The organism is Streptomyces sp. A01, from assembly GCF_059026195.1.
Window position 1 is genome coordinate 71,512 of record NZ_JBWLKN010000028.1, and the last position, 19,189, is coordinate 90,700.

Annotated in this window: 16 protein-coding genes and 1 pseudogene; 10 read left to right on the forward strand and 7 right to left on the reverse strand. The window is 70.3% G+C overall.

Annotation, left to right across the window (positions count from 1 at the left end):
- Positions 1-3: 3 nt before the first annotated feature.
- Together AC5P1B_RS29280 and AC5P1B_RS29285 are read left to right on the forward strand one after the other, a co-directional pair.
- A complete protein-coding gene (locus tag AC5P1B_RS29280; protein WP_493890943.1) occupies positions 4-687 on the forward strand; it encodes a potassium-transporting ATPase subunit C in 684 nt (227 codons plus the stop codon).
- A gap of 73 nt (positions 688-760) precedes the next feature.
- Positions 761-998 (forward strand): annotated as a pseudogene (locus AC5P1B_RS29285) (winged helix-turn-helix domain-containing protein); the annotation flags it as partial.
- Positions 999-1,046: 48 nt separating this feature from the next.
- On the opposite strand, the gene AC5P1B_RS29290 reads toward AC5P1B_RS29285, so the two are convergent.
- Positions 1,047-2,027: an alpha/beta fold hydrolase gene (locus tag AC5P1B_RS29290; RefSeq protein WP_493890944.1), complete on the reverse strand. Its 981-nt coding sequence runs from the start codon at positions 2,025-2,027 to the stop codon at positions 1,047-1,049.
- 423 nt (positions 2,028-2,450) lie between these two features.
- Here AC5P1B_RS29290 and AC5P1B_RS29295 point away from each other — a divergent pair, with 423 nt between their 5' ends.
- The 3 genes from AC5P1B_RS29295 to AC5P1B_RS29305 all read left to right on the forward strand — a co-directional run bounded on the left by AC5P1B_RS29295 (position 2,451) and on the right by AC5P1B_RS29305 (position 3,768).
- Positions 2,451-2,639, forward strand: a complete 189-nt coding sequence (locus tag AC5P1B_RS29295) for a DUF6381 family protein (RefSeq protein WP_493890945.1) — start codon at positions 2,451-2,453, stop codon at positions 2,637-2,639.
- Between the two features lie 174 nt (positions 2,640-2,813).
- The gene (locus tag AC5P1B_RS29300; RefSeq protein ID WP_493890946.1) at positions 2,814-3,257 is read left to right on the forward strand and encodes a DsbA family protein; all 444 of its coding nucleotides are present in this window, start codon (positions 2,814-2,816) and stop codon (positions 3,255-3,257) included.
- Positions 3,258-3,297: 40 nt separating this feature from the next.
- The gene (locus AC5P1B_RS29305) at positions 3,298-3,768 is read left to right on the forward strand and encodes a DUF3662 domain-containing protein (RefSeq protein ID WP_493890947.1); all 471 of its coding nucleotides are present in this window, start codon (positions 3,298-3,300) and stop codon (positions 3,766-3,768) included.
- Between the two features lie 144 nt (positions 3,769-3,912).
- Here the strand turns inward: AC5P1B_RS29305 and AC5P1B_RS29310 are convergent, their stop codons facing one another.
- Together AC5P1B_RS29310 and AC5P1B_RS29315 are read right to left on the reverse strand one after the other, a co-directional pair.
- Positions 3,913-4,461 (reverse strand): phosphatase PAP2 family protein, encoded by a 549-nt coding sequence (locus AC5P1B_RS29310; protein ID WP_493890948.1) that lies wholly within the window; start codon positions 4,459-4,461, stop codon positions 3,913-3,915.
- Positions 4,462-4,643: 182 nt separating this feature from the next.
- Entirely contained in the window at positions 4,644-5,693 is a 1,050-nt protein-coding gene (locus AC5P1B_RS29315; protein ID WP_493890950.1) for a YihY/virulence factor BrkB family protein, read from the reverse strand.
- A 304-nt stretch (positions 5,694-5,997) separates the two neighbouring features.
- On the opposite strand from AC5P1B_RS29315, the gene AC5P1B_RS29320 reads away from it, so the two are divergent.
- Together AC5P1B_RS29320 and AC5P1B_RS29325 are read left to right on the forward strand one after the other, a co-directional pair.
- Positions 5,998-7,335: a hypothetical protein gene (locus AC5P1B_RS29320; RefSeq protein WP_493890951.1), complete on the forward strand. Its 1,338-nt coding sequence runs from the start codon at positions 5,998-6,000 to the stop codon at positions 7,333-7,335.
- Between the two features lie 78 nt (positions 7,336-7,413).
- The gene (locus tag AC5P1B_RS29325; RefSeq protein ID WP_493890952.1) at positions 7,414-8,049 is read left to right on the forward strand and encodes a hypothetical protein; all 636 of its coding nucleotides are present in this window, start codon (positions 7,414-7,416) and stop codon (positions 8,047-8,049) included.
- Positions 8,050-8,277: 228 nt separating this feature from the next.
- On the opposite strand, the gene AC5P1B_RS29330 is transcribed toward AC5P1B_RS29325, so the two are convergent.
- Positions 8,278-8,970: a phosphatase PAP2 family protein gene (locus AC5P1B_RS29330; RefSeq protein WP_493890953.1), complete on the reverse strand. Its 693-nt coding sequence runs from the start codon at positions 8,968-8,970 to the stop codon at positions 8,278-8,280.
- A gap of 433 nt (positions 8,971-9,403) precedes the next feature.
- On the opposite strand from AC5P1B_RS29330, the gene AC5P1B_RS29335 reads away from it, so the two are divergent.
- Both AC5P1B_RS29335 and AC5P1B_RS29340 read left to right on the forward strand, forming a co-directional pair.
- On the forward strand, positions 9,404-10,741 hold the full coding sequence (locus AC5P1B_RS29335; RefSeq protein WP_493890955.1) for a UDP-glucose dehydrogenase family protein: 1,338 nt from the start codon (positions 9,404-9,406) through the stop codon (positions 10,739-10,741).
- Positions 10,742-10,851: 110 nt separating this feature from the next.
- Positions 10,852-12,495: an MFS transporter gene (locus tag AC5P1B_RS29340; RefSeq protein ID WP_493890956.1), complete on the forward strand. Its 1,644-nt coding sequence runs from the start codon at positions 10,852-10,854 to the stop codon at positions 12,493-12,495.
- Positions 12,496-12,886: 391 nt separating this feature from the next.
- On the opposite strand, the gene AC5P1B_RS29345 is transcribed toward AC5P1B_RS29340, so the two are convergent.
- On the reverse strand, positions 12,887-13,297 hold the full coding sequence (locus AC5P1B_RS29345; RefSeq protein WP_493890957.1) for a VOC family protein: 411 nt from the start codon (positions 13,295-13,297) through the stop codon (positions 12,887-12,889).
- Between the two features lie 349 nt (positions 13,298-13,646).
- Positions 13,647-17,327, reverse strand: a complete 3,681-nt coding sequence (locus tag AC5P1B_RS29350; protein WP_493890958.1) for an nSTAND1 domain-containing NTPase — start codon at positions 17,325-17,327, stop codon at positions 13,647-13,649.
- Between the two features lie 540 nt (positions 17,328-17,867).
- On the opposite strand from AC5P1B_RS29350, the gene AC5P1B_RS29355 reads away from it, so the two are divergent.
- On the forward strand, positions 17,868-18,275 hold the full coding sequence (locus AC5P1B_RS29355) for a hypothetical protein (protein WP_493890959.1): 408 nt from the start codon (positions 17,868-17,870) through the stop codon (positions 18,273-18,275).
- Positions 18,276-18,503: 228 nt separating this feature from the next.
- On the opposite strand, the gene AC5P1B_RS29360 is transcribed toward AC5P1B_RS29355, so the two are convergent.
- Entirely contained in the window at positions 18,504-19,124 is a 621-nt protein-coding gene (locus AC5P1B_RS29360) for an L-threonylcarbamoyladenylate synthase (protein ID WP_493890960.1), read from the reverse strand.
- Positions 19,125-19,189 lie beyond the last annotated feature (65 nt).

The following is a 19,189-nucleotide window of genomic DNA, read 5'->3' on the forward strand; positions in this document are numbered from 1 at the left end:
GTCATGAACAACTCTTTCAGCGGCACCGCACGGCTCATCGGGGCAGGGCTCCGCGCCCTGCTCGTCCTGACCGTCATCTGCGGCGTCATCTACCCGCTCGCCGTCACCGGCGTCGCACAGGCCCTGTTCAACGACAAGGCCAACGGTTCCGAGATCACGTCCGACGGCAGGGTCGTCGGCTCCGAACTCATCGGCCAGACCTACAACCTGCCGCTGAAGAAGGGCCAGGAGACGGCCGAACCGGATCTGAGGTGGTTCCAGCCGCGCCCGGCCAACGGCCTCGGCTCCAACAGCGTCAACACCCAGTACGAGCTGCTCCTGTCCGGCGCGACCAACCGGTCGGGCGACAACGGCGTCAGCAAGGACGAGGACGGTCTGTACGACTGGGTGATCGCCGCCAAGGACGCCGTGGTCGAGGACAACTCCACGGCCACGTACAAGGTGAAGCCCTCGGACGTGCCGGCCGACGCCGTCACCTCCTCCGGCTCCGGCCTCGACCCGCACATCTCCCCCGAGTACGCGGACATCCAGGTCCACCGCGTCGCCGAGAGGAACCATCTCGACGTCAAGCAGGTCGACAAGCTCGTCGCCGACCACACCGACGACCGGATGCTCGGCTTCCTCGGCGAGCCCCGGGTGAACGTCCTCAAGCTCAACATCGCTCTCAAGGAACTCACCGAGAAGTGACCGTCGTACGCCGGTGGGCGGAAGCCGGCGGCCCGAGGAGACTCCTCGGGCCGCCGGCTCCCGCCCGGTTGCCGGGCGCGACGTCCGGCTCACCCGACCGAATGGCAGCCGCTGGAAGTGCTGATCCACCATCGCGGGCGGCTCGTCAGCCAGAAGCAACTGCTGCGGGAGGTGTGGGGCCCACCTACAGCACGCAGGCCGACTATCTCCGCGTCTACATGGCCCAGCTGAGGCGCGAACTCGCACCAGACCCCGCGCGTCCTCGCTATCTCATCACCGCCCCCGGCATGGGCTACCGCTTCGAGATGTGAGCCTTCGCGCAGGTCCGGCGAGTCCGGACCAGTGGGCCGGGGCTGGCGTCACGCGGTGAGCGAGGCGAGCCAGTCGGTCAGGAGCCGGTTGGTCTCGGCGGGGCGCTCTTGCTGAATCCAGTGGCCGCAGCCGTCGAGGATGTGGGAGGAGACCAGACCCGGCAGCGTGGTGGGGTACGCCTTGATCGCGTCGGCCAGCCAGGTGATGGGGGCGTCCAGGCTGCCGCCGATGAACAGGGACGGCTGGGTGAGGGGAGCGCCGTCGAAGTCGGCGAGGTCCTCCCAGTCCCGGTCCATGTTCCGGTAGCGGTTGAGCGCCCCGGCCATGCCGGTCCGCTCGAACTCCCCGGCGTAGAAGTCGAGGTCGTCCTCGCTGAGCCAGGCGGGCCGCCGGCCGGCGGGGAACCGGTCGCGCAGCTTCCCGCCCCGGCTGACGAAGTGCGGGCTGGGTGCGTCAGGTGCGGGCATGGTGTCCGGGGACAGCGCGGCGTAGAAGCCCGCGAGCCAGCCGCGCACGTCGGGTTCGATCTCGGCCTCGGCGCGGCCGGGCTCCTGGAAGTAGGAGATGTAGAACTCCTCCTCCCCACCCATCCGCGCGAAGACGTCGCTCGGCCTCGGTCCGCCGCGCGGGGCGTAGGGGATGCTGAGCAGCCCCACCGCGGCGAAGACATCCGGCCTGACCAGGGCGGAGTTGGCGGCGATGGTCGCCCCCCAGTCGTGGCCGACGATCACTGCCGACTGTTCGCCCAGGGCGTGCACCACCGCGGCGTTGTCCTCGACCAGGTCGAGCATCCGGTACGCGTCGGTGTTCCCCGGCTTGGAGGAGCGGCCGTAGCCGCGGACATCGACGGCCACCGTGCGGTACCCGGCCGCGGCCAGTACCGGCAGCTGGTGGCGCCAGGAGTACCAGGATTCGGGGAAGCCGTGCACGAGCAGCACCAGCGGCCCGGTGCCCTGTTCCACCAGGTGAATGCGGCCCGCCGGTGAGGCGACCAGCCGGTGAGTGACCTGCGTGGCCTGCTGTGACATGAGTCCTCCGGGGCTCTCTCGATCGGCTGAGCGCCGAACCGTGCCAGTCCGCCGTTCGACGCGTTCGACGCGCTTGACCCGTTCTCGCCGATCATGTGGCCGACGGCACGGTGGTGGCGAGTGTTCTTGCCGTTTCAGCAAGTTGCCGCTTCGGCAGTACGGCTCCGGTGCACGATCGGCCGCGGATCACTGTGCGGTCCGGATGGGGAAGCCCGCTGTGCGCTCGCGCTCGGGGATCTGGTCGGCGGGCTGTGGAATCCCTGGGCGGGATGGTCGCTGGATGGTTCATCGTCGCAGGTGGACCCGGTTGGGCGGCAGGGAGTAGCCCGCATAGCGCTCTCGGGATGCGGGGGTGTGAGGGCGCTGCTTCGCTGGTGTCGTCCGGCTCCCCCCGGCCGGCAGACACCTATGGAGTGAATGATCATGAGTATCGCGGACGAGCCCAGTGGCCGTATCCGGCAGATGCGGGCCAAGGCGCAGGAGATGGAGCAGGCCGCGGAGCGTGCCACAGACCCGGAACAGCGTCAGCGGCTGAAGGACAAGGCCCGTCGGCTCAAGGAGCAGAGCGAGCAGCAGAGCGAGACGGGCGGCGACGAGATCTACCCCATGTAGCGAGAGCTGTCCCGTGTAGCGGGATCTGTCCCATGAACATGTAGCGGGTTCATGTGCCGCCTGGTGGCCTTCCGCGCGTCCTCCCGGGCGCGGAGGGCCACCGGTCGGTTTCGTCCGTTTCCTGACGCCGCATGAGGCGCCGCATGAGACGACCGTACGCGCGATCCTGGGACCATGGATATCCAGGTCCTGGTCGTACCGGACTGCCCCCACGAGAAGCCCACCACCGACCGGCTGCGGCGCGCACTCGACGACGCCGGGCTGCATGACACGACGTTCACCACGCGGGTCATCGCCGACCCGGCCGAAGCCGAGCGCATCGGTTTCACCGGCTCACCGACCGTCCTCATCGATGGCCGCGACCCGTTCGCCGAGCCCGGACGCCCCGCCGGACTGTCGTGCCGGATGTACCGGACCGCGGACGGCCTCGCCGGACTACCCGGACTCGACCAACTCCGCCAGGCCCTTACCGAGGCCGACACGGAGCCCGATCACCGACCTGCCTCGCGGAACGCCCCCAGCACGGAGCCCGATCACCGATCCGGTGCTGCGCTGGTGCGGTGCCGCGGCGGTGGCTGTTGGGTCCCGAGAGCAGCGGGGGACGACCTGGACGGGTGAACATGGGCCGGAGGAAAACGGACAGGCGCAGACGATGAACGTGATCGGACGAATCGAACGTGCCATGGAACGCTGGACCACCACCGTGTGGACCTCGGTGCGCAAGCCGGTGACCAAACCCATGGAAGTGGTCGCTGTGCTGCGCCGGGAATGCGATGACAACGCCCTGATTCTCGGGCGGGGGCGGACCGTGGTGCCCAACTGCTTCTCCATCGAGCTTCCCGAGGACAGCCACCAGCGGCTGGCCGTCCACCGTGAGCGGCTCGGTCCCGAGCTGGCCGCCGAGATCCGGCGGTACGCCGCCGAGCGGTCCTACAGCTTCGCGGGCCCGGTCACCGTGGGCCTGGCGGTGCATCCGGACGGTGGGCACGCCCGCTACCGGGTGCGGAGCTCTCTGGTGCCCTGCCGCCCGCCGTCGTACGCCGATGACCTGACCAAGGCGCTGCCGGTGGTGTCCGTGCCCCCCGCGCGCGGAAGCGGCTCGCGGTCCGCGCCCGAAACGGGCGGGTAGCCGAGAATCGGGCGGGTGGCTGAGGAGGTCTTCCCGCCACCGCCCGCGCGCCGCCGACCGCCGGGAAGCTCACCTCAGGAAGCCAGGTAACAGGTACGCGGGGAACGAGCCGGGTCCGGCTGCCGGCGTGACGGGCCGTCCGCGTCACCACAGGTGGCGCAGCAACAAGCGGGGCGCGCGGTGCACCAGGGCGGCTGCGGCCAGGCCGATCGCGGCGCCGACGGCGACGTCGGAGGGGTAGTGCGCGCCGGTGTGCACCCGCTCGGTGGCCACCATCACCGCCGGCACCGCACATACCGCGCCCGCCGGTGGCCATACCGGTGCGACAGCGGCGGTGAACGCGATCCCCGCGGCGGTGTGCCCGGAAGGGAAGGAGGAGGACTCCGGCCGCTCGTGCACTTCCTGGTGCGAAATCCACTCTTTCGGTGGCCGACGCCGTTCCCACAACTGCTTGCCGATGCCGTTCGACACAAGCTCCGCCACAGCCATCCCCGTCAGGCCCGCCGCCGCGGCCTTGCAGCCCCGCCACCCGCCGAAGACGGCCATGACCCCGGCCATGCCCCACCACAGCTTGGTGTGCTCGGCGGCCTCCTCCACCGCCGGCATAGCCTGCCGCGCCCAGGCCGATTTCCAGGACGCCACCCGCTGCGTCAGTCGGCGATCGGCCTCGCGTAGCTCTCCCAGTACTCTCATGATCTGCCGCTTCCCGAGAGGAAACGTCCGCTAACCCAGCGCCTGGCGATCAGTCGTCACCACGCCACCCGGTGCGGTGAGACCCGGAGCCGGGGCTGGAACGGGGGCCGCAACCGTCACCGCGTCAGCCGGTCCCGGTCGCCTCCCTTGCTCAGGGCTCCCTCACGTTCCCTCAGGTTCCCTCACGTTCCCTCAAGACGCCGCCGGTCTTCCTCGCTCCACTTGCGGGTGTCGCGGGGTGGGACGTACGGCTCCTCGTCGTCGGGGTAGCCGCCCGCGATGGCGCGCTGCCGGGCCAGCTCGGCATCGAACTCCAGGCCGAGCAGGATCGCGATATTGCTGATCCACAGCCAGACCAGGAAGATGACCACGCCTGCGAGGGTGCCGTAGGTCTTGTTGTACGACGCGAAGTTCGCCACGTAGAACGCGAAGCCGGATGAGGCGATCATCCAGATCACCAGCGCGAGAACGCTGCCTGGCGTGATCCACTTGAAGCTGCGGACCCTCGCGTTCGGCGTCGCCCAGTACAGAATCGAGATCGTGAGCGTGACCAGCACCAGCAGGACCGGCCACTTCGCGATGGACCACGCCGTCAGCGCCGTATCCCCGATGCCGAGCGCGGTGCCTGCCTGGCGGGCCAGGCCGCCGGTGAACACCACGATCAGCGCACTGATCACGGTGAGGACCATCAGCACCACGGTCACGCAGAGGCGGATCGGCAGCACCTTCCACACCGGGCGGCCCTCGGGCATGTCGTAGACGGCGTTGGAGGCGCGGATGAAGGCGGCGACGTAGCCTGACGCCGACCACACCGCCACCACCAGACCGACGATCGCCACGACCGACCCGGTACCGCCGTTGCCCCGCAACTGCTGTACCGCGTCGCGCAGGACGTCCCGCACCGAGCCGGGGGCAAGCTTTCGGACGTTGTCCAGAACCTGCCCGGTCGCCGCCTCTCCGGCGATGCCCAGCAGCGATACGAGCACCAGCAGAGCCGGGAAGAGAGAAAGCACCCCGTAGTACGTCAGCGCCGCGGCCCGGTCGGCGAGCTCGTCGTCCTTGAACTCCTTGACCGTCCCCCTCAGCACCGCCCACCACGACCGTTTCGGCAGCTCGCTCGGTCTGCCCGGGGCCCGTCGCTCCACCTGCTCATCCGGCCCCGGCGTCACCTCGCGCCCGGCCCCACCGTCTACGCCGCTGTCTCTCCTGTGTGTTCTTCCTTTCCGCGCCATCGTGTCCGGGTGTCCAGACTGGCCCCGCTCATGCGCGACCCGCCGCCTCGTTCAGCCCCCGGCTCCCCGTCGCCCGGCTCCCGCGCGAGCCGCGCCGCCGATCGCCGACCGGTCGGCCGGGTCACCCGCCCGGCGCGCCGGGCAGGGAGCGGACCACCGCGGGAGGCCACTGTCTCTCTACGGTGGCTTCGGTGATGCGCATGGTCATGCGTACGAGGTGCGGTCAAGGGGGATCTGTGGAAGCTGGACCGGTGGCACTCGCGGTGCCGGGTGTGACACCATCTCGCCCGGTCACGGGGACGGCATGACGAGCGACGGCGCCGACGCGCCGCCCGACCCCCCGCGTGCCGGCCAGGACCTTCCCCGCTCGGTCAACGAGCTGTCAGGGGCGGTGTACGGGCCCAGCGTCCAGGCGCAGCAGATTCACGGCGGCATCACCTTCAGCGTCCAGCCGCAGCCTGCGCCGGGCCCTGAGGTCAAGCCGGACGAAGTCCCGCCTCTGCTGGTCGACTTCGTCAACCGTACGGACGACATCGCATGGCTCGACGAGCGGTTCGGTGCCCGTCGTACGGCCATCGAAAGGGTGGGGCTCGGGCTGGTCTACGGCATGCGCGGCGTCGGCAAGACCTCGACGGTCCGCCACTGGGCGGAGCGGGGCCGGGAGCTGTTCCCCGACGGACAGGTCTACGTCGATTACGCGACCTTGAGCGGCCGCTCCGGGGGAGGTGACGTCTCCAAGGCCGCGCGCAAGTGCCTGCGGGCGATCGGTGTCGGTGAAACGGCCATTCCGACGTCCCGAGAAGACCGGATCACGATGTTCCGGACACATTCGGCACGTCGGCGGCTACTCGTCGTCCTGGAGAACGTCAGCCACGCCGCTCAGGTCAGGTCGCTGATTCCCAAAGGGAGGGGCAGCGTCCTGCTGGCCACGAGCAGCGGCCGACTGGGGGAACTCTCCATGAGCGGCGCCCAGTTGCGCGCCCTCGAACCGTTCGCCAAGGCCAGCGGTCTGCGGCTGCTGGCCGACTCACGCGGTGAGGAGGCCGTCGCGGCGGAGCCGGTGGCCGCCGAGCGGCTGGTCGAGCTGTGCGGCGGGCTGCCGGAGGCGCTCAGCGTGCTGGCGGCCCGTCTGGTCAGCGGCAAGCAACTGACCATGACCAGGCTGGCCGCCGAACTCGCTGACGAGGCCGGACGGCTGGCAGGGATGGCTGTCGGGAAGGACCATTCGGTGTCCGCGGTGTTCGATCTCACCTACCGGGAGTTCCCCCCGGACGTAGCCCGGCTGTACCGCTTGGTGGCCTGGATTCCCGGCCGCACCTTCGACGCCGGGACCGCCGCGGTCGCCGCGGACATCGACCCCGCGACGGCGGAGTCGCTGCTTGACGTGCTGGAGGGGGCACGCCTCCTCGACGTCGCGGACGGGCGCTACTGCTTTCACGACCTCGAGCGCGGCCCGCCAGGCGTGGACCGGCGGGATGAGCAGCAGTCCCGCGTCGAGGGCGGCGGCCTGAAGGGTGCGCAGCTGCCACGCACCGTGCCCCGACCAGACGTTGGGGTGGACGATGGCGGCCACCCGGTAGGCGTCGCAGGGCAGCTCGGCGAGCAGTCGCGCGGGCAGATCGGGCACCTGGCCGAGGAGTGAGGTGGGGCCCCAGGTGGAGCTGAGCACGACCAGCCGCTGGCTGTCCTCGACGCCCAACGCGCGCCGGCAGGCGGGCGCGTGGGCGAGGCCGGCCCGCAGTTCGTCGAAGCAGGGGTCTCCCACGAGCAGGGTGTGCCCCGCTGCCTTCGGATGCGAGGCGAGCAGCTGAGCTTCCTGGTCGGGAAGGGAGATGGCCAGCCAGGCCCGGCCCGCCTCCAGAAGTGGTTCCGGCACGACGCCGGACAGGCGGCTGCGCCGGGAACGGGAGTCCGGCACGAATCTCTGGAAGCCGACACCGTGCGGCAGGACCAGCACAGGGCAGTCGCCGTCCGGGACGTCGATGTTCTCGCTCGCGGAGACGATGAGATCGGGGCTGACATCGCGCAGCTGATCCCACGGCATGACCCGGCAACCGGCGTAGTGGAGGACGTCGAGCACCCCGTTGCTGAAGGCGGAGGAGGGGACGTAGGCGAAGACGACGTTCACCCGGGTGTCGCCGCGCAGCAGAGCAGGCAGGCGCTCAAGGACCCGGACGGTGGACGTGACCGTACGAGCGGCTACGACCAGGGTCTTCTCGCCGTGGAAGGTGCTCCACCGCTCAGCGTCGTGCCCGACAGGAACACGCAGGAGCTGGCTAGCGCGCACGGCCATCCCGACCCACCACGCGCCACCCGGCCACTACGGCTCGCGGCTCGCGCGTCATTATCGCAGTAGAAGCGGCGGTGCAGCCTTCCGGGAGTTCAGCGCGATGTCGGGCGGTGATGTCGGTGAACTTTCAAAGAGCCACCGTACCGGCCCCGCCCCCCTCAGGCTGCCGTCGCCCGGGGCCCGCACCGGCAGACCCGCTGACGCCCGACACGGCAGAGCCGCGCGGGCACCGTCCCGCTCGGTGACGACACCGCTCCGCTCCGTGCGGAAGGCCCCGCGGAGGGCACGTGCCGGTCAGGTGCGGCGCCGGTGCGCGGCCGGGTAGACGAGGATCGCCCCTGCTACCAGGACGGTGCCAAGCAGCCACCCGGCCAGCACGTCGGTGGGCCAGTGCACCCCGAGGTATACCCGGGTGAAGCCCACACCGAGGACGGACAGCAGCGCCGCAGCCTTGGCGACCCGCAGCCAGCGGGCCGCCGCGCCGCGCTCCGCCAGCAGCCACAGCAACAGCCCGCACGCGACGGTCGCTGTGAGTGCGTGCCCGGAAGGGAAAGCCGAGTAGTGGGCCGAGTCCACCGGGTCCGGCCAGCGCGGGCGGTCTCGCCCCACCGCGGCCTTGACTCCCTGCTGGAGCGCGGTGGCGATGGCGGCCGTCGCCGCCAGCCACAGGGCGACCGGCCAGCGGCCACGCCAGCAGAGCCAGCCCGCGACGGCGGTGAGCAGCGCCCGCATCGCCCACGGGTCCCAGATCCAGTCCGAGAAGACGCGGTTGGTCTCGGTCAAGCCGTCGTGGTCCACGGCGGTGCCGTGCAGGCTGCGTGCGACGTCCCGGTCCGCCGACATCAGCGGCCCCCACTCGGTGACGACCAGCGGCAGCAGCACCGCGAAGAGCGTGGCGCACACCGCCCCGGCCACTCCCCAGGCGCGGCGCCCGGGTGCCGGGCTCTCGACGGAACGGTGGGCCTGATGGTCAGTCGGTTCCTGCATGGCAACGATGATCGCTGAAGGGAAGGGCCACACGACACCCCCGTCCTGCATGAGCGTCAGGAGACCGGCGACGGCCCGCACGCCGAGTACGCCGAGTGCATCCTGCGCGGTGGTCACTACCCGGTCGCCATGAGCGACCACGGTCCGCCGGGTGCCCGCCCCAGCAGCGGCCTGCCAAGGGCTGTGCCGCTGGCGATTCGCTGTTCCCGGGAGCTCCCAGGAGTTCCCGGGTGCCACCGTCACCCACCAGATGCGATCACCGCTCGGGTGGGGTGCTATGAGGAAAGCGGGCACGGAAGCCGCCCGCGTTCCCACCAAGCCGGAGGCGATTTCCCGGCACTCATCCTGGCCCTCCTGGTCATCGGCGCTCGTGGCACCGCCGGGGCGCTGTCCGGGCTATCGGGGCACTGCCGCAAGAAGGAGGTGGTTGGTGATGCGAGTAGCAGTCGTCGGGCAGGGGTACGTCGGACTGACGGGTGCGGTCGCGCTGGCCCTGCAGGGGCACAGCGTCACCGGCGTCGAGCAGGACCCCGGCCGGTTGCGCGCATTGAACATGGGCGAGGCGCCGGTCTTCGAACCGGGCCTGCCCCGGCAACTGGCTGCCGCGTCGGCCACCGGGCGGCTGAGATTCGTCGGCGACCTCGCGGCAAGCCACCGGCGTACCCCGTTCGACATCGTGCTGATCACCGTGGGCACGCCGCCAGGACCCGACGGGGCCGCGGATCTGTCCCAGGTGACCGCCGTGCTGGAAAAGGTCGGGAGCCTGACGCCCGTTCCGCGGGTGGTGCTCAAATCCACCGTGCCGCCCGGCACCAGCGGCAGACTCGCCGACGCGTACCCGTGGCTGCGTGAGCGTTACGCGTACAACCCCGAGTTCCTCAACCAGGGCAGCGCCCTGGAGGACTGGGCCGTTCCGGCCAGGGTCGTCGCCGGGACCTGGAGTGACGACAGCAGGCGGGCGCTGCGTGAGCTGTACGCGGGTGTGGAGGGCCCATGGGTCGCGACGACTCCTACCAGCGCTGAGATGATCAAGTACGCGAGCAACGCCTTCCTCGCCATGAAGATCAGCTTCTCGAATGAGATCGCGCGGATGTGCTGCGGGTCCGACACCGACATCGACCAGGTCATGCAGGGTGTCGGTTACGACCCCCGCATCGGGCACGCCTTCCTCCAGCCGGGCCTTGGCTACGGCGACTCGTGTCTGCCGAAGGACACGGCGGCCCTGGCCCACTGGGCGAGCGGCGCGGGCATACCGGCGCCCCTGCTGCGGGCCACGATCGCCGTCAACGAGGCGCAGGCCGGCCTCGCTCTGCGGATTCTGCGTGCGGAACTCGGCGCCGCGCTGTGCGAGGCGACGATCGCCGTCCTCGGCGTACGTTATGAGCCGTGGAGCGACGATCTGCGGGCCGCTCCCAGCCGCACCGTCGTCCCGGCGATTCTCGGTGAGGCGGCCCGGGTACGGGTCTGGGACCCGGCCACCGACGCGGCGGCCGTCGCCGGGCTCTTCCCGGCCGCGGACGCCGTACAGGATCTGTCCGACGCGCTCCGTGGCGCGCACGCCGTTGTCCTGCTGACCGAATGGCCGCAGGCCATCGAGGCCGACTGGTCGCGGATGGCCTCGCAGCTCGCCGATCCGAGGCTGCTCATCGACGGCAAGAACTGCCTGCCCCCCGAGCAGATGGCCGACCTGCCCATCCGTTACCGCAGCGTCGGCACCAGGGTCCCCACCCCCGTCACGACCGTGGCCGCCGAGCCCCAGCTGGAGGCCTGAGCGGCGGCGCGGACCCGACCGTCCCGATACGGGACGTTTCGGGTAATAGCATCCCTTGTCATGTAAGGCGTGGACAGCTCCATGATGCCGATGACGAGGAGAGCGTTCAGGTGAAGCAGCCACTCGCGGAGGACTGGGGCCCGGAGCCTTCGGCGTGGGCGCCCATGCGCCGACCGGTGTTCCGCGCCCTGTGGATCGCCCAGCTGGCGGCCAACATGGGCACCTGGATGCAGACGGTCGGCGCGCAGTGGCTGATGGGCGACCTCGGCGGCGGCGCGTTCCAGGTCGCCCTGGTGCAGACGGCGACCACCCTGCCGGTCTTCGTACTGGTGGTGCCCGCCGGGGCGTTGGGGGACATTCTCGACCAACGGCGGTTGCTGATCGGCGGGCAGCTGCTGATGTTCCTGGGCGCGGCCGGACTGGCCGGCGTCACGGCGGTCGGCGCGGCCACGCAGAGCCTGCTGCTCGCGCTGACCGCGCTGATGGGGGTGGGCGAGGCGTTCTGCATCTCCTCCTTCCAGGCCATCCAGCCCGACCTGGTCAGCCGGGAGGAGATCCCCCAGGCCGCCCTGCTCAACAGCGCGAACGGCAATGTGGCGCGCGCCGCCGGGCCCGCTCTCGGCGGCGCGATGATCGCCGTCATGGGCCCCGAGGCCACGTTCGCCCTCAACGCCCTGTCCTTCCTCGGCGTTCTCGTGGTGCTGTACACGTGGAAGCGGCCGGTGACCCACAGGCCGCTCGGCTCCGAGCACATCCGCGACGCCATCCGGGCGGGCGCCCGGTACGTTCGCAGCGCCCCGCTGTTCGGTGCGGTCATCGGCCGTTCGGGCCTCTTCATGATCTTCGCCGGTGGACTGTGGGCGCTTCTTCCCACGATCGCCAGAGGACCGCTGGGCCTCAGTGCCGGAGGGTACGGCCTGCTCCTGGGCAGCGTGGGACTGGGGGCCGTCCTGGGGGCGGTCGTGCTGCCGTCGATCCGGGCACGCCTTCAGACGAACGTCCTGGTGACGGGCGCCATGGTGGTCTACGCCGCGACCATGGCGGCGATCGGCCTGGTGCCGTCAGCGCTGGGAGTGGCCGCCGCCCTGATCGTGTCCGGTCTGGCCTGGGTGGCGGTCCTGTCCACGCTCTCCGCCTCCGCGCAGGTCCTGCTGCCTGCCTGGGCCCGGACCCGCGGACTCGCCTACTACCAGCTGGTCTTCATGGGCGGGCAGGCGCTGGGCGGTGTGGGCTGGGGCGTCGTCGCCGACCGGCTGGGCGTGGGCACCGCGTTCGTGATGGCGGCCATCGGCCTCCTGCTGACCACGGTGGGGAGCATGCGGGCGCTTCCCATGCCGGCTGGGCCGGTCGACGTGCGTCCGGCCCAGGTCTGGGCGGACGTCCCCGACGTCGCGATGCCGGGAAGGGACGCCGGACCCGTTCTGGTCACCGTCGAGTGGCGCGTGGACCGCGCCAACGCCGAGGCGTTCATCGAGGCGATGCGGCCGGTGGGTATGTCCCGTCGGCGTACGGGCGCCTCCCTGTGGGGCCTGTTCGAGGACATGGCCGATCCGACGCTCTTCCTGGAGACCTTCACCGTCGGCTCGGAGCGGGAGCATCTGCGCCTGATCATGGAACGGGGCACCAGGATCGACCAGGAGTTGGAGGCCCGGGCCCTCGCGCTGACCCGCCCCGGCTCCAAGCCGCGCGTAGGTCACATGATCTGGGCGTACGCCTCCGGCCGTGACGAGGAGCTGTCCTCCCTCCCGCCGTGACGTGCGGGCCGCTTGCCCCGCCATGATGTGCGGGCCGCCCGGCGACCACCGGGACCGTGGGTTCGCGCGCGTGGAGTTCCGGGGAGCCTGAGAGATCGGTATCCCCGGCTGAGCCGGGGCGGGCCGATGGGGGAGAGCCGCGGCCACCCGGCCGGGTGCGGGAAACAGACCGGCGTCCTGGACCGCGAGGGGCGGGTCGTCGACGTACTCCCGTCCGGGGTCTCACTTTTCAGTGCGGAGAGGCTTCGATCCGTACGCGATCGCTGTCGCCGTCGGTCATCAACGTGGCCAGTGCGCGCCCCTCTTCGGTGACGGTGGTGCGCTCGGGATCGACGCCGTGTACAAGGCGGTCAGGCCGTCCGCGTGAGAAGCCTTGGACGGCCCATCGGGCTCAGGAGTTGGACCACGCACGCGTGCAGAGCACGAGCCGGTAGCCGTCCGGGTCCTCGACGGTGACGCCCCACTCGTTCCAGTAGGGGTTCGGCGACTGGACGCGCTTGCCGCCGTGTTCCTGAAGGCGGGCTATCAGTTCGTCGGGGACAGGCTCGTCCAGGTAGACGACGAGGAGGTCCTCCTCGGTGGGGCGCGGCTGGACTGGGTGGGCCGCTTCGTGGACGAGTTCGAGATGCCAGGTCGCGTCAGGGCGGCCCACCATCAGCAGGTCGTGTTCTCCCGGTGTGCCGTCCCCTTCGGCGCGGTACAGCACGCTGAGTCCGAGTCCTCGCACCCAGAACCGCTCGGCCTCAGCGAGATCACGGGACGGGCGGGCAATACGGATGTGGCTCTGGCCGGTGAACGGCACGGGGCTCCCCTTTCCTGGCGCCACGCTCGGGCCGCGTGGCCGTGGACTGGAGCGTAGACGCGCGATGATCATCCGCGCATCGGGCCCCGGTCGCGGTCCCAGCGACCGATGACCCGGGGGGCCGGGGGCCTAGGGCGTTTTCGCGATCATCTGAGCGTTGGCCGGTGTGTACCGTTGGCTGACGTGCAAGGGGGCGAATCGAGCCGTTACCGCCCGGCGGGACGCCACGGCGGGGCGGTCGGTGGCGCGTCCGTCGTGAGGTGATCGTTGCGGTCGCGTGGTTCCAGATCCGCACTGGAAGGCGGGATGGCCGATCATCTTCGCTGCGACCGGGGACGTGCCTCGCCGGTCACGTGCGGTGGCAGACCCGGTTGTAGGGGGAGCCGGAATTGAGTTGCTGCCATTCTTCCGGGGTGGTGCTGCGGGTGAGTGCCGTGCACAGGCGCGTCATGGTGCGCTGTGGGTCGGTGCTCCACAGCATGGCGGTGTGGTCCGCGGCGGCCGAGGCCAGCTGCTGCCCGTCGGGGCTGAATTCCACCGCGCGGACCGGGCCGGTGTGGCCGGTCAGGACAGCCGTGGCGGCCGCACGCCGGAGGTCCCAGAGCATGACGGTCCTGTCCGCGCCGGCGGTGGCGAGCGCGCGGCCGTCCGGGCTGAATGCCACGGCGTTGATGGTTCCCGTGTGGCCTTTGAGCACGCCGCGGCGTTGGTGGCTGGCGGTGTCCCACAGCATGACGGTCTGGTCCACCCCGACGGTGGCCAGGGTGCGGCCGTCGGGGCTGAAGGCGATATCCCTGAGGGACTCGGTATGGCCGGTCAGAGTGGCGACGCGGGTACGGCGGGCGAGGTCCCAGAGCCAGACTTTCCCGTCGTGGCCGACCGTTGCCAGCAGCCGTCCGTTGGGGCTGACGGCGATGGCGTTGATGCTGATGTCGTCAGCTGCCGTGTCCTGGACGAGGGTGGTCAGGCGGGGGCGGCGCCGGGCGTCCCAGAGCAGGACGGACCGCTCTGCCGTCGCCGCCGCGATCGTTTGGGCGTCGGGGCTGAAGGCGACGTCGGTGACCCGGTCGGTGCGGTCGCTGAGTCTGGTAGCGGCGGGTTTCTCGCTGATGTCCCATCGGGTGAGGTTGTTGTCGGCGAGGTGCTTCTGGGGAGTTCCGGTGGCGGTGGCGAGGGCGCGGCCATCGGGGCTGAAGGCGAGGGAGTTGACGGGGGTGGTGCCGTCGCGGAGGGTGGCCCGGGGCGAGCCTTCGCGGGTGTCCCACAGCACGGCGGTGGTGTCGTCGCTGGCGGTGGCGAGGGTGCGGCCGTCGGGGCTGAAGGTGACCTGGTTCAGGCGGTCGGTGTGTCCCCGGAGTGGGATACGCCGGGGGTCCCACAGGGTGACGGTGCCGTCTTCCCCGGCTGAGGCGAGGAAGGAGCCGCGCGGTTCGTAGGCGAGGGCGTAGATGTTGTTGTTGTGGCCGTTGAGGGTGGCGCGGAGGGTGCGTCGGCCGAGGTCCCAGAGCCTGACGGTCTCGTCGTGTCCGGCCGTGGCGAGGGTCCGGCCGTCCGGGCTGAACACGAGGGTCCTGACCTGCCCGGAGTGGCCGCGCAGGGTGGCACGCGCGGTGCGGCGGGCGACGTCCCACAACCAGGCGGTGTGGTCCTGACTGGCGGTGGCCAGACTCCGGCCGTCCGGGCTGAACGCGAGGTCGTCGACCGACTTCGTGTGCCCAGTCAGTACCGCCAGCTGCCGGCCCGTCGACGCGTCCCATAGCCGGGCGGTGCCGTCCTGGCCGGCGGTGGCGAGCGTATGCCCGTCCGGGCTGAAGACCACGGCGTTGACCGGGCCGGGGCGCCCGGCCAGAGTACGTCGCGCGGTGGGGCGTGTCCTGCTCCACAGGGTGACGGTGTGTCCCTCACCCGCGCCGGCCACGGTACGGCCGTCGGGACTGAAGGCGATGCTCTTGACCGTTCCGGCGGCTCCGGTCAAAGTGGCCGTCCGTTCGCGCGTTCTGGTGTTCCACAGGGCTACTTCGCGATCGTCCCCTCCAGTGGCGAACGTACGGCCGTCGCGGCTGAAGACGATCGCCCTGAGCCAGGTGTCGTGAGCGTTGAGCTTGGCGGCCCTCGTGCGCTGCCGCGGGTGCCACAGCTTCACGGCGCGGTCGCGGCTGACCGTGGCCAGCGTTCCGTCGGGAGCGAAGGCGAGGTCGGAGACGGCGTCGGCGTGGCCTGCGAGACGGGCTTGGTAGTACTCATGAGTGGACATCGCCAGTAGCGCGCTGCGTGCTTCCAGGGTGGGCGCGAGACGGTAGGCCGCCACACTGAGCAGCATGGCCGCTCCCGGCCGGGACCGGACCAGTTCCGTGGCTTGTGCGGCCAGTTGACGTGAGTGGGCCTGGCGTCGTGCGTGCTCCGCCTTCTGCCGTTGGCTGATGGCGAGCACGCTGATGCTGGTCACGACCACCAGAAGGATGGCGAGACTGACGGCGAGGTACCGGATGTTGCGGTTGCGGCGGGCGGCCAGCCGGTATTCCTCCTCGCGTGCCGCGACGCTCGCGGCGAGGAATCGTCGCTCGGAGACGGTGAGGTCGTCCTGGCCGTCGGGTGGGGGGAAGTGTTCTTCGGCCGCGCTCAGGCGGCTGCCCCGGTAGAGGGCTCCTGGGTCGTGCTGGAGTCCTTGCCAGGTATCAGCGGCCGCCGTCAGGCCCCGGTGGGCCATGAGGCGTTCGCGGTCCTGGTCGATCCACCGGCTCAGCCGGGGCCAGCAACTGATCAGGGCCTCGTGGGCGAGGTCGATCGTGTCCTGGTCCAGGGTGATCAGACGTGCTCGGGCCAGCCGTTCGAGAACCAGTTGGACATCGGCCGGGTCGCCTGCGGCCAGTTCGGCCCGACCGGTGGGGCGGCGGGTGTCCCCGGTGCCTTCACCGGGGGTGATCAGGCGCAGCAGGATGCGGCGGGCGGTGTCGGCTTGCCGCGGCGACAGGCTGGTGTAGAAGTGCTCGGCGGTCTGTGCGATGGCCCCCTGCACACCGCCGGTGGATTCATATGCGTCCAGGGTGAGAGTGCGGCCGCGACGCCGCCGCCAGGTTTCCAGCAGGGCGTGCGACAGGAGCGGCAGGCCCCCGGGTTCATCGGCATTCTCAGCGAGGAGGCGGGCGGTCAGGGCCCGCTCGACGATCAGCCCGGCGGCGCCGGCGGGCTTGATGATCACCTCGCGCAGCTCGGCCGGTGTCATCGGGCCGACCGGCAGACTCGCTTCTTGGACCAGGGCGGCCAGGCCCCGGTGTGTCAGACAGCGGGCGTAGAAGTCGGCCCGTACCCCGAGGACCACGCGCAGTCGGCTGCCGGGGTCCCGGGCGCTCAGCAGCAGTTCGATGAACCGGGTGCGTTCCTCCGGTTCGGAGCAGAGAGTGAACAGTTCCTCGAACTGGTCAGCGATCAGCCACGTGTCGCCCGGCGCCGCAGCCGGTGTGAACAGCTTCGCGTGATCGCGCAAGGGCCGCGGACCCGGGGTGAAGATCCGGATCGTTGCCGGTCGTGCGTCCGCCTCCCGGGCATCGCGCAGCCGAGGGATCAGCCCAGCGCGCAGCAGGGAGGACTTGCCGCTGCCGGACGGGCCGAACACCACCACGCACCGGTGAGCCCCCACCAAGTGGGTGAGATCGTCGGTGAGCTGGTCGCGGCCGAAGAACCGACCGCTGTCGTCAGCCTCGAAACGGGCCAGCCCCCGGTACGGCGGATGGACGGGCTCCTCTTGCGGCTCGGGCACTCGGGCGGCCTCTTCGCGCCGAGCCTCGTCCCAGCGCTGCTCCCACTCCTCAGCGTCGCCACCGCACGCCGCCACATATCCCAACACGACACGCAGTGACGGCAGGTGCTCCCCTGCCGCCGCGCGGGCCAAGGCAGCGACGGAGTAGCCCGACTCCTTGGCCATCGTCCTGTAGGTCGGTGTGCCACCGTCCTCACGCAGCTTGCGCAGCTCGTACGCGAACCGCTGTACCGGACCCGCATCCGGATCGACCGGCTTCTCCCGACGCCCCACCGCTGTCTCTCCCCCTTGGCCAGTGGGGACCCAGCCCACCACGGCGCCGCAGTGGCGCAGAAGACGCTCGCACGCCAACCTCGGCGCTCCGGCTGACGACCGTTGTTTTGTCTACCAGCACGGAATCGGGCTGTGAGACAACGCGCCAGCCGTTGAAATATCTGAGGCAAGCCCAGAGCCGCCGCTCCGTCGACCGGGGTCGCTTCGCCTCTCATCGGTCATCACACCGCGGGCAGGCCGAGCGCGGCCTGCCCGCACCGGGGACGGGCAGGCACCAGCACGGCGGTTGTGGTGCCGCACCGACAGCCAAGAATCTACGGGGGAAGTCAGCCCATACACCCACGCACGAGCATCGCCCTCGCAATCGCCACAGCGGCCTCCTGGCCCCTCAACGGTCACACCCGCCCCACCGTCGGTCGACAACTGGCGACTGGTGCGGCAGCCGGGGCCCTTCCCGCAGCCGCATGAGGTGTCGCCGCCTCACTTTTGGCCCGGAACGCCAGTCGGGCGTTTTCGGCGAACTCCAAGAAGGAGAAGTCCGTGATCCATCAGAAAAAGCTGATCACCACACTGGCCGCCTTCGCTTTGACGGCAGGTCTCTCCATCGGTGCCACCAGTACCGCTACAGCGGGCGCGGCCACCGCGGAGCCGAGCGCGCCTCAGTCCTGTTACGGCAGCGGCAAGAACTTCAGCACGACGAACAAGGTGTGGCCCGCCTACCCGAAGTGGGCCACCGCCACGAAGAACTGCGCCGACATCAACGTCAAGCCCAAGCGTGGCACCAATGTGAAGACGTGCTTCTTCAAGGGCCAGAACAAGCCGCATCAGTGCAACGGCAATCGCTGGATCAGTGCCGGGTCCTGGGGCAGGGCGGCTACGGATGTCCGAAACGGCGCGAAGTTCTACCTCGTCTTCGACCGCAACGTCAGTGGACGCGTCGCCTACTGATCTCTGACGCCGCCATCATGAAGGGCTCCGGTGATCCGCCGGAGCCCTTCCGCATCAGCTGCCGACCGGGCTGTGAAGGCGTGAACGTCAGGTTCGAAAGGTTCGAAAGGTTCGAACTCCCAGGCCCAGGGGGCCCACCCGGGCAGGGGCGCACGACGCGTGGCGGCCGCGGAACTGGGGCGTCGGGTGCGCGGTACCGCCCGGCACGCAGTGATGCGATCGGTCTGGTCACTCGAAGTGAGTGGTGTCGCCTGCCCCTCGGCGTACGATCTCGGGGGTGCCGCCGGAGAAGTCGATGACCGTGGTCGGCTCGGTGCCGCAGTCGCCGGAGTCCAGCACGACGTCCACCGAGTGGTCGAGCCGTTCCTTGATCTCCCAGCCCTGCGTCATCGGCTCCTCCTCGTCGGGCAGCAGCAGGGTGCTGGAGAGCAGTGGCTCACCGAGTTCGGCGAGCAGAGCCTGAGTGATGGAATGGTCGGGCATCCGGACTCCGACGGTCTTCTTCTTCGGATGCAGCAGCTGGCGCGGCACCTCTTTCGTCGCGGGGAGGATGAAGGTGTAACGGCCGGGCGTCGCTGCCTTGATCGCACGAAACACGTCATTGTCGACGTGCACGAACTGCCCCAGCTGCGCGAAGGTCTGACACACCAGGGTGAAGTGGTGTCGATCGTCCAGATTCCGGATCGATCGAATCCGGCTGAGTCCGTCACGATTGCCGATCTGACATCCCAGTGCGTAACAGGAATCCGTCGGGTACGCGATGAGCGCGCCCGAGCGGACACTGTCGGCCACAGTGCTGATGGTGCGCCGCTGCGGATTCTCGGGATGCACGTCGAAGTATTTCGCCATTCGCCGAGTCTAGGGGCGGACGGCGAACCGGCCTGTGCCGACCCTCTGCCGACGCGACGGGTCGG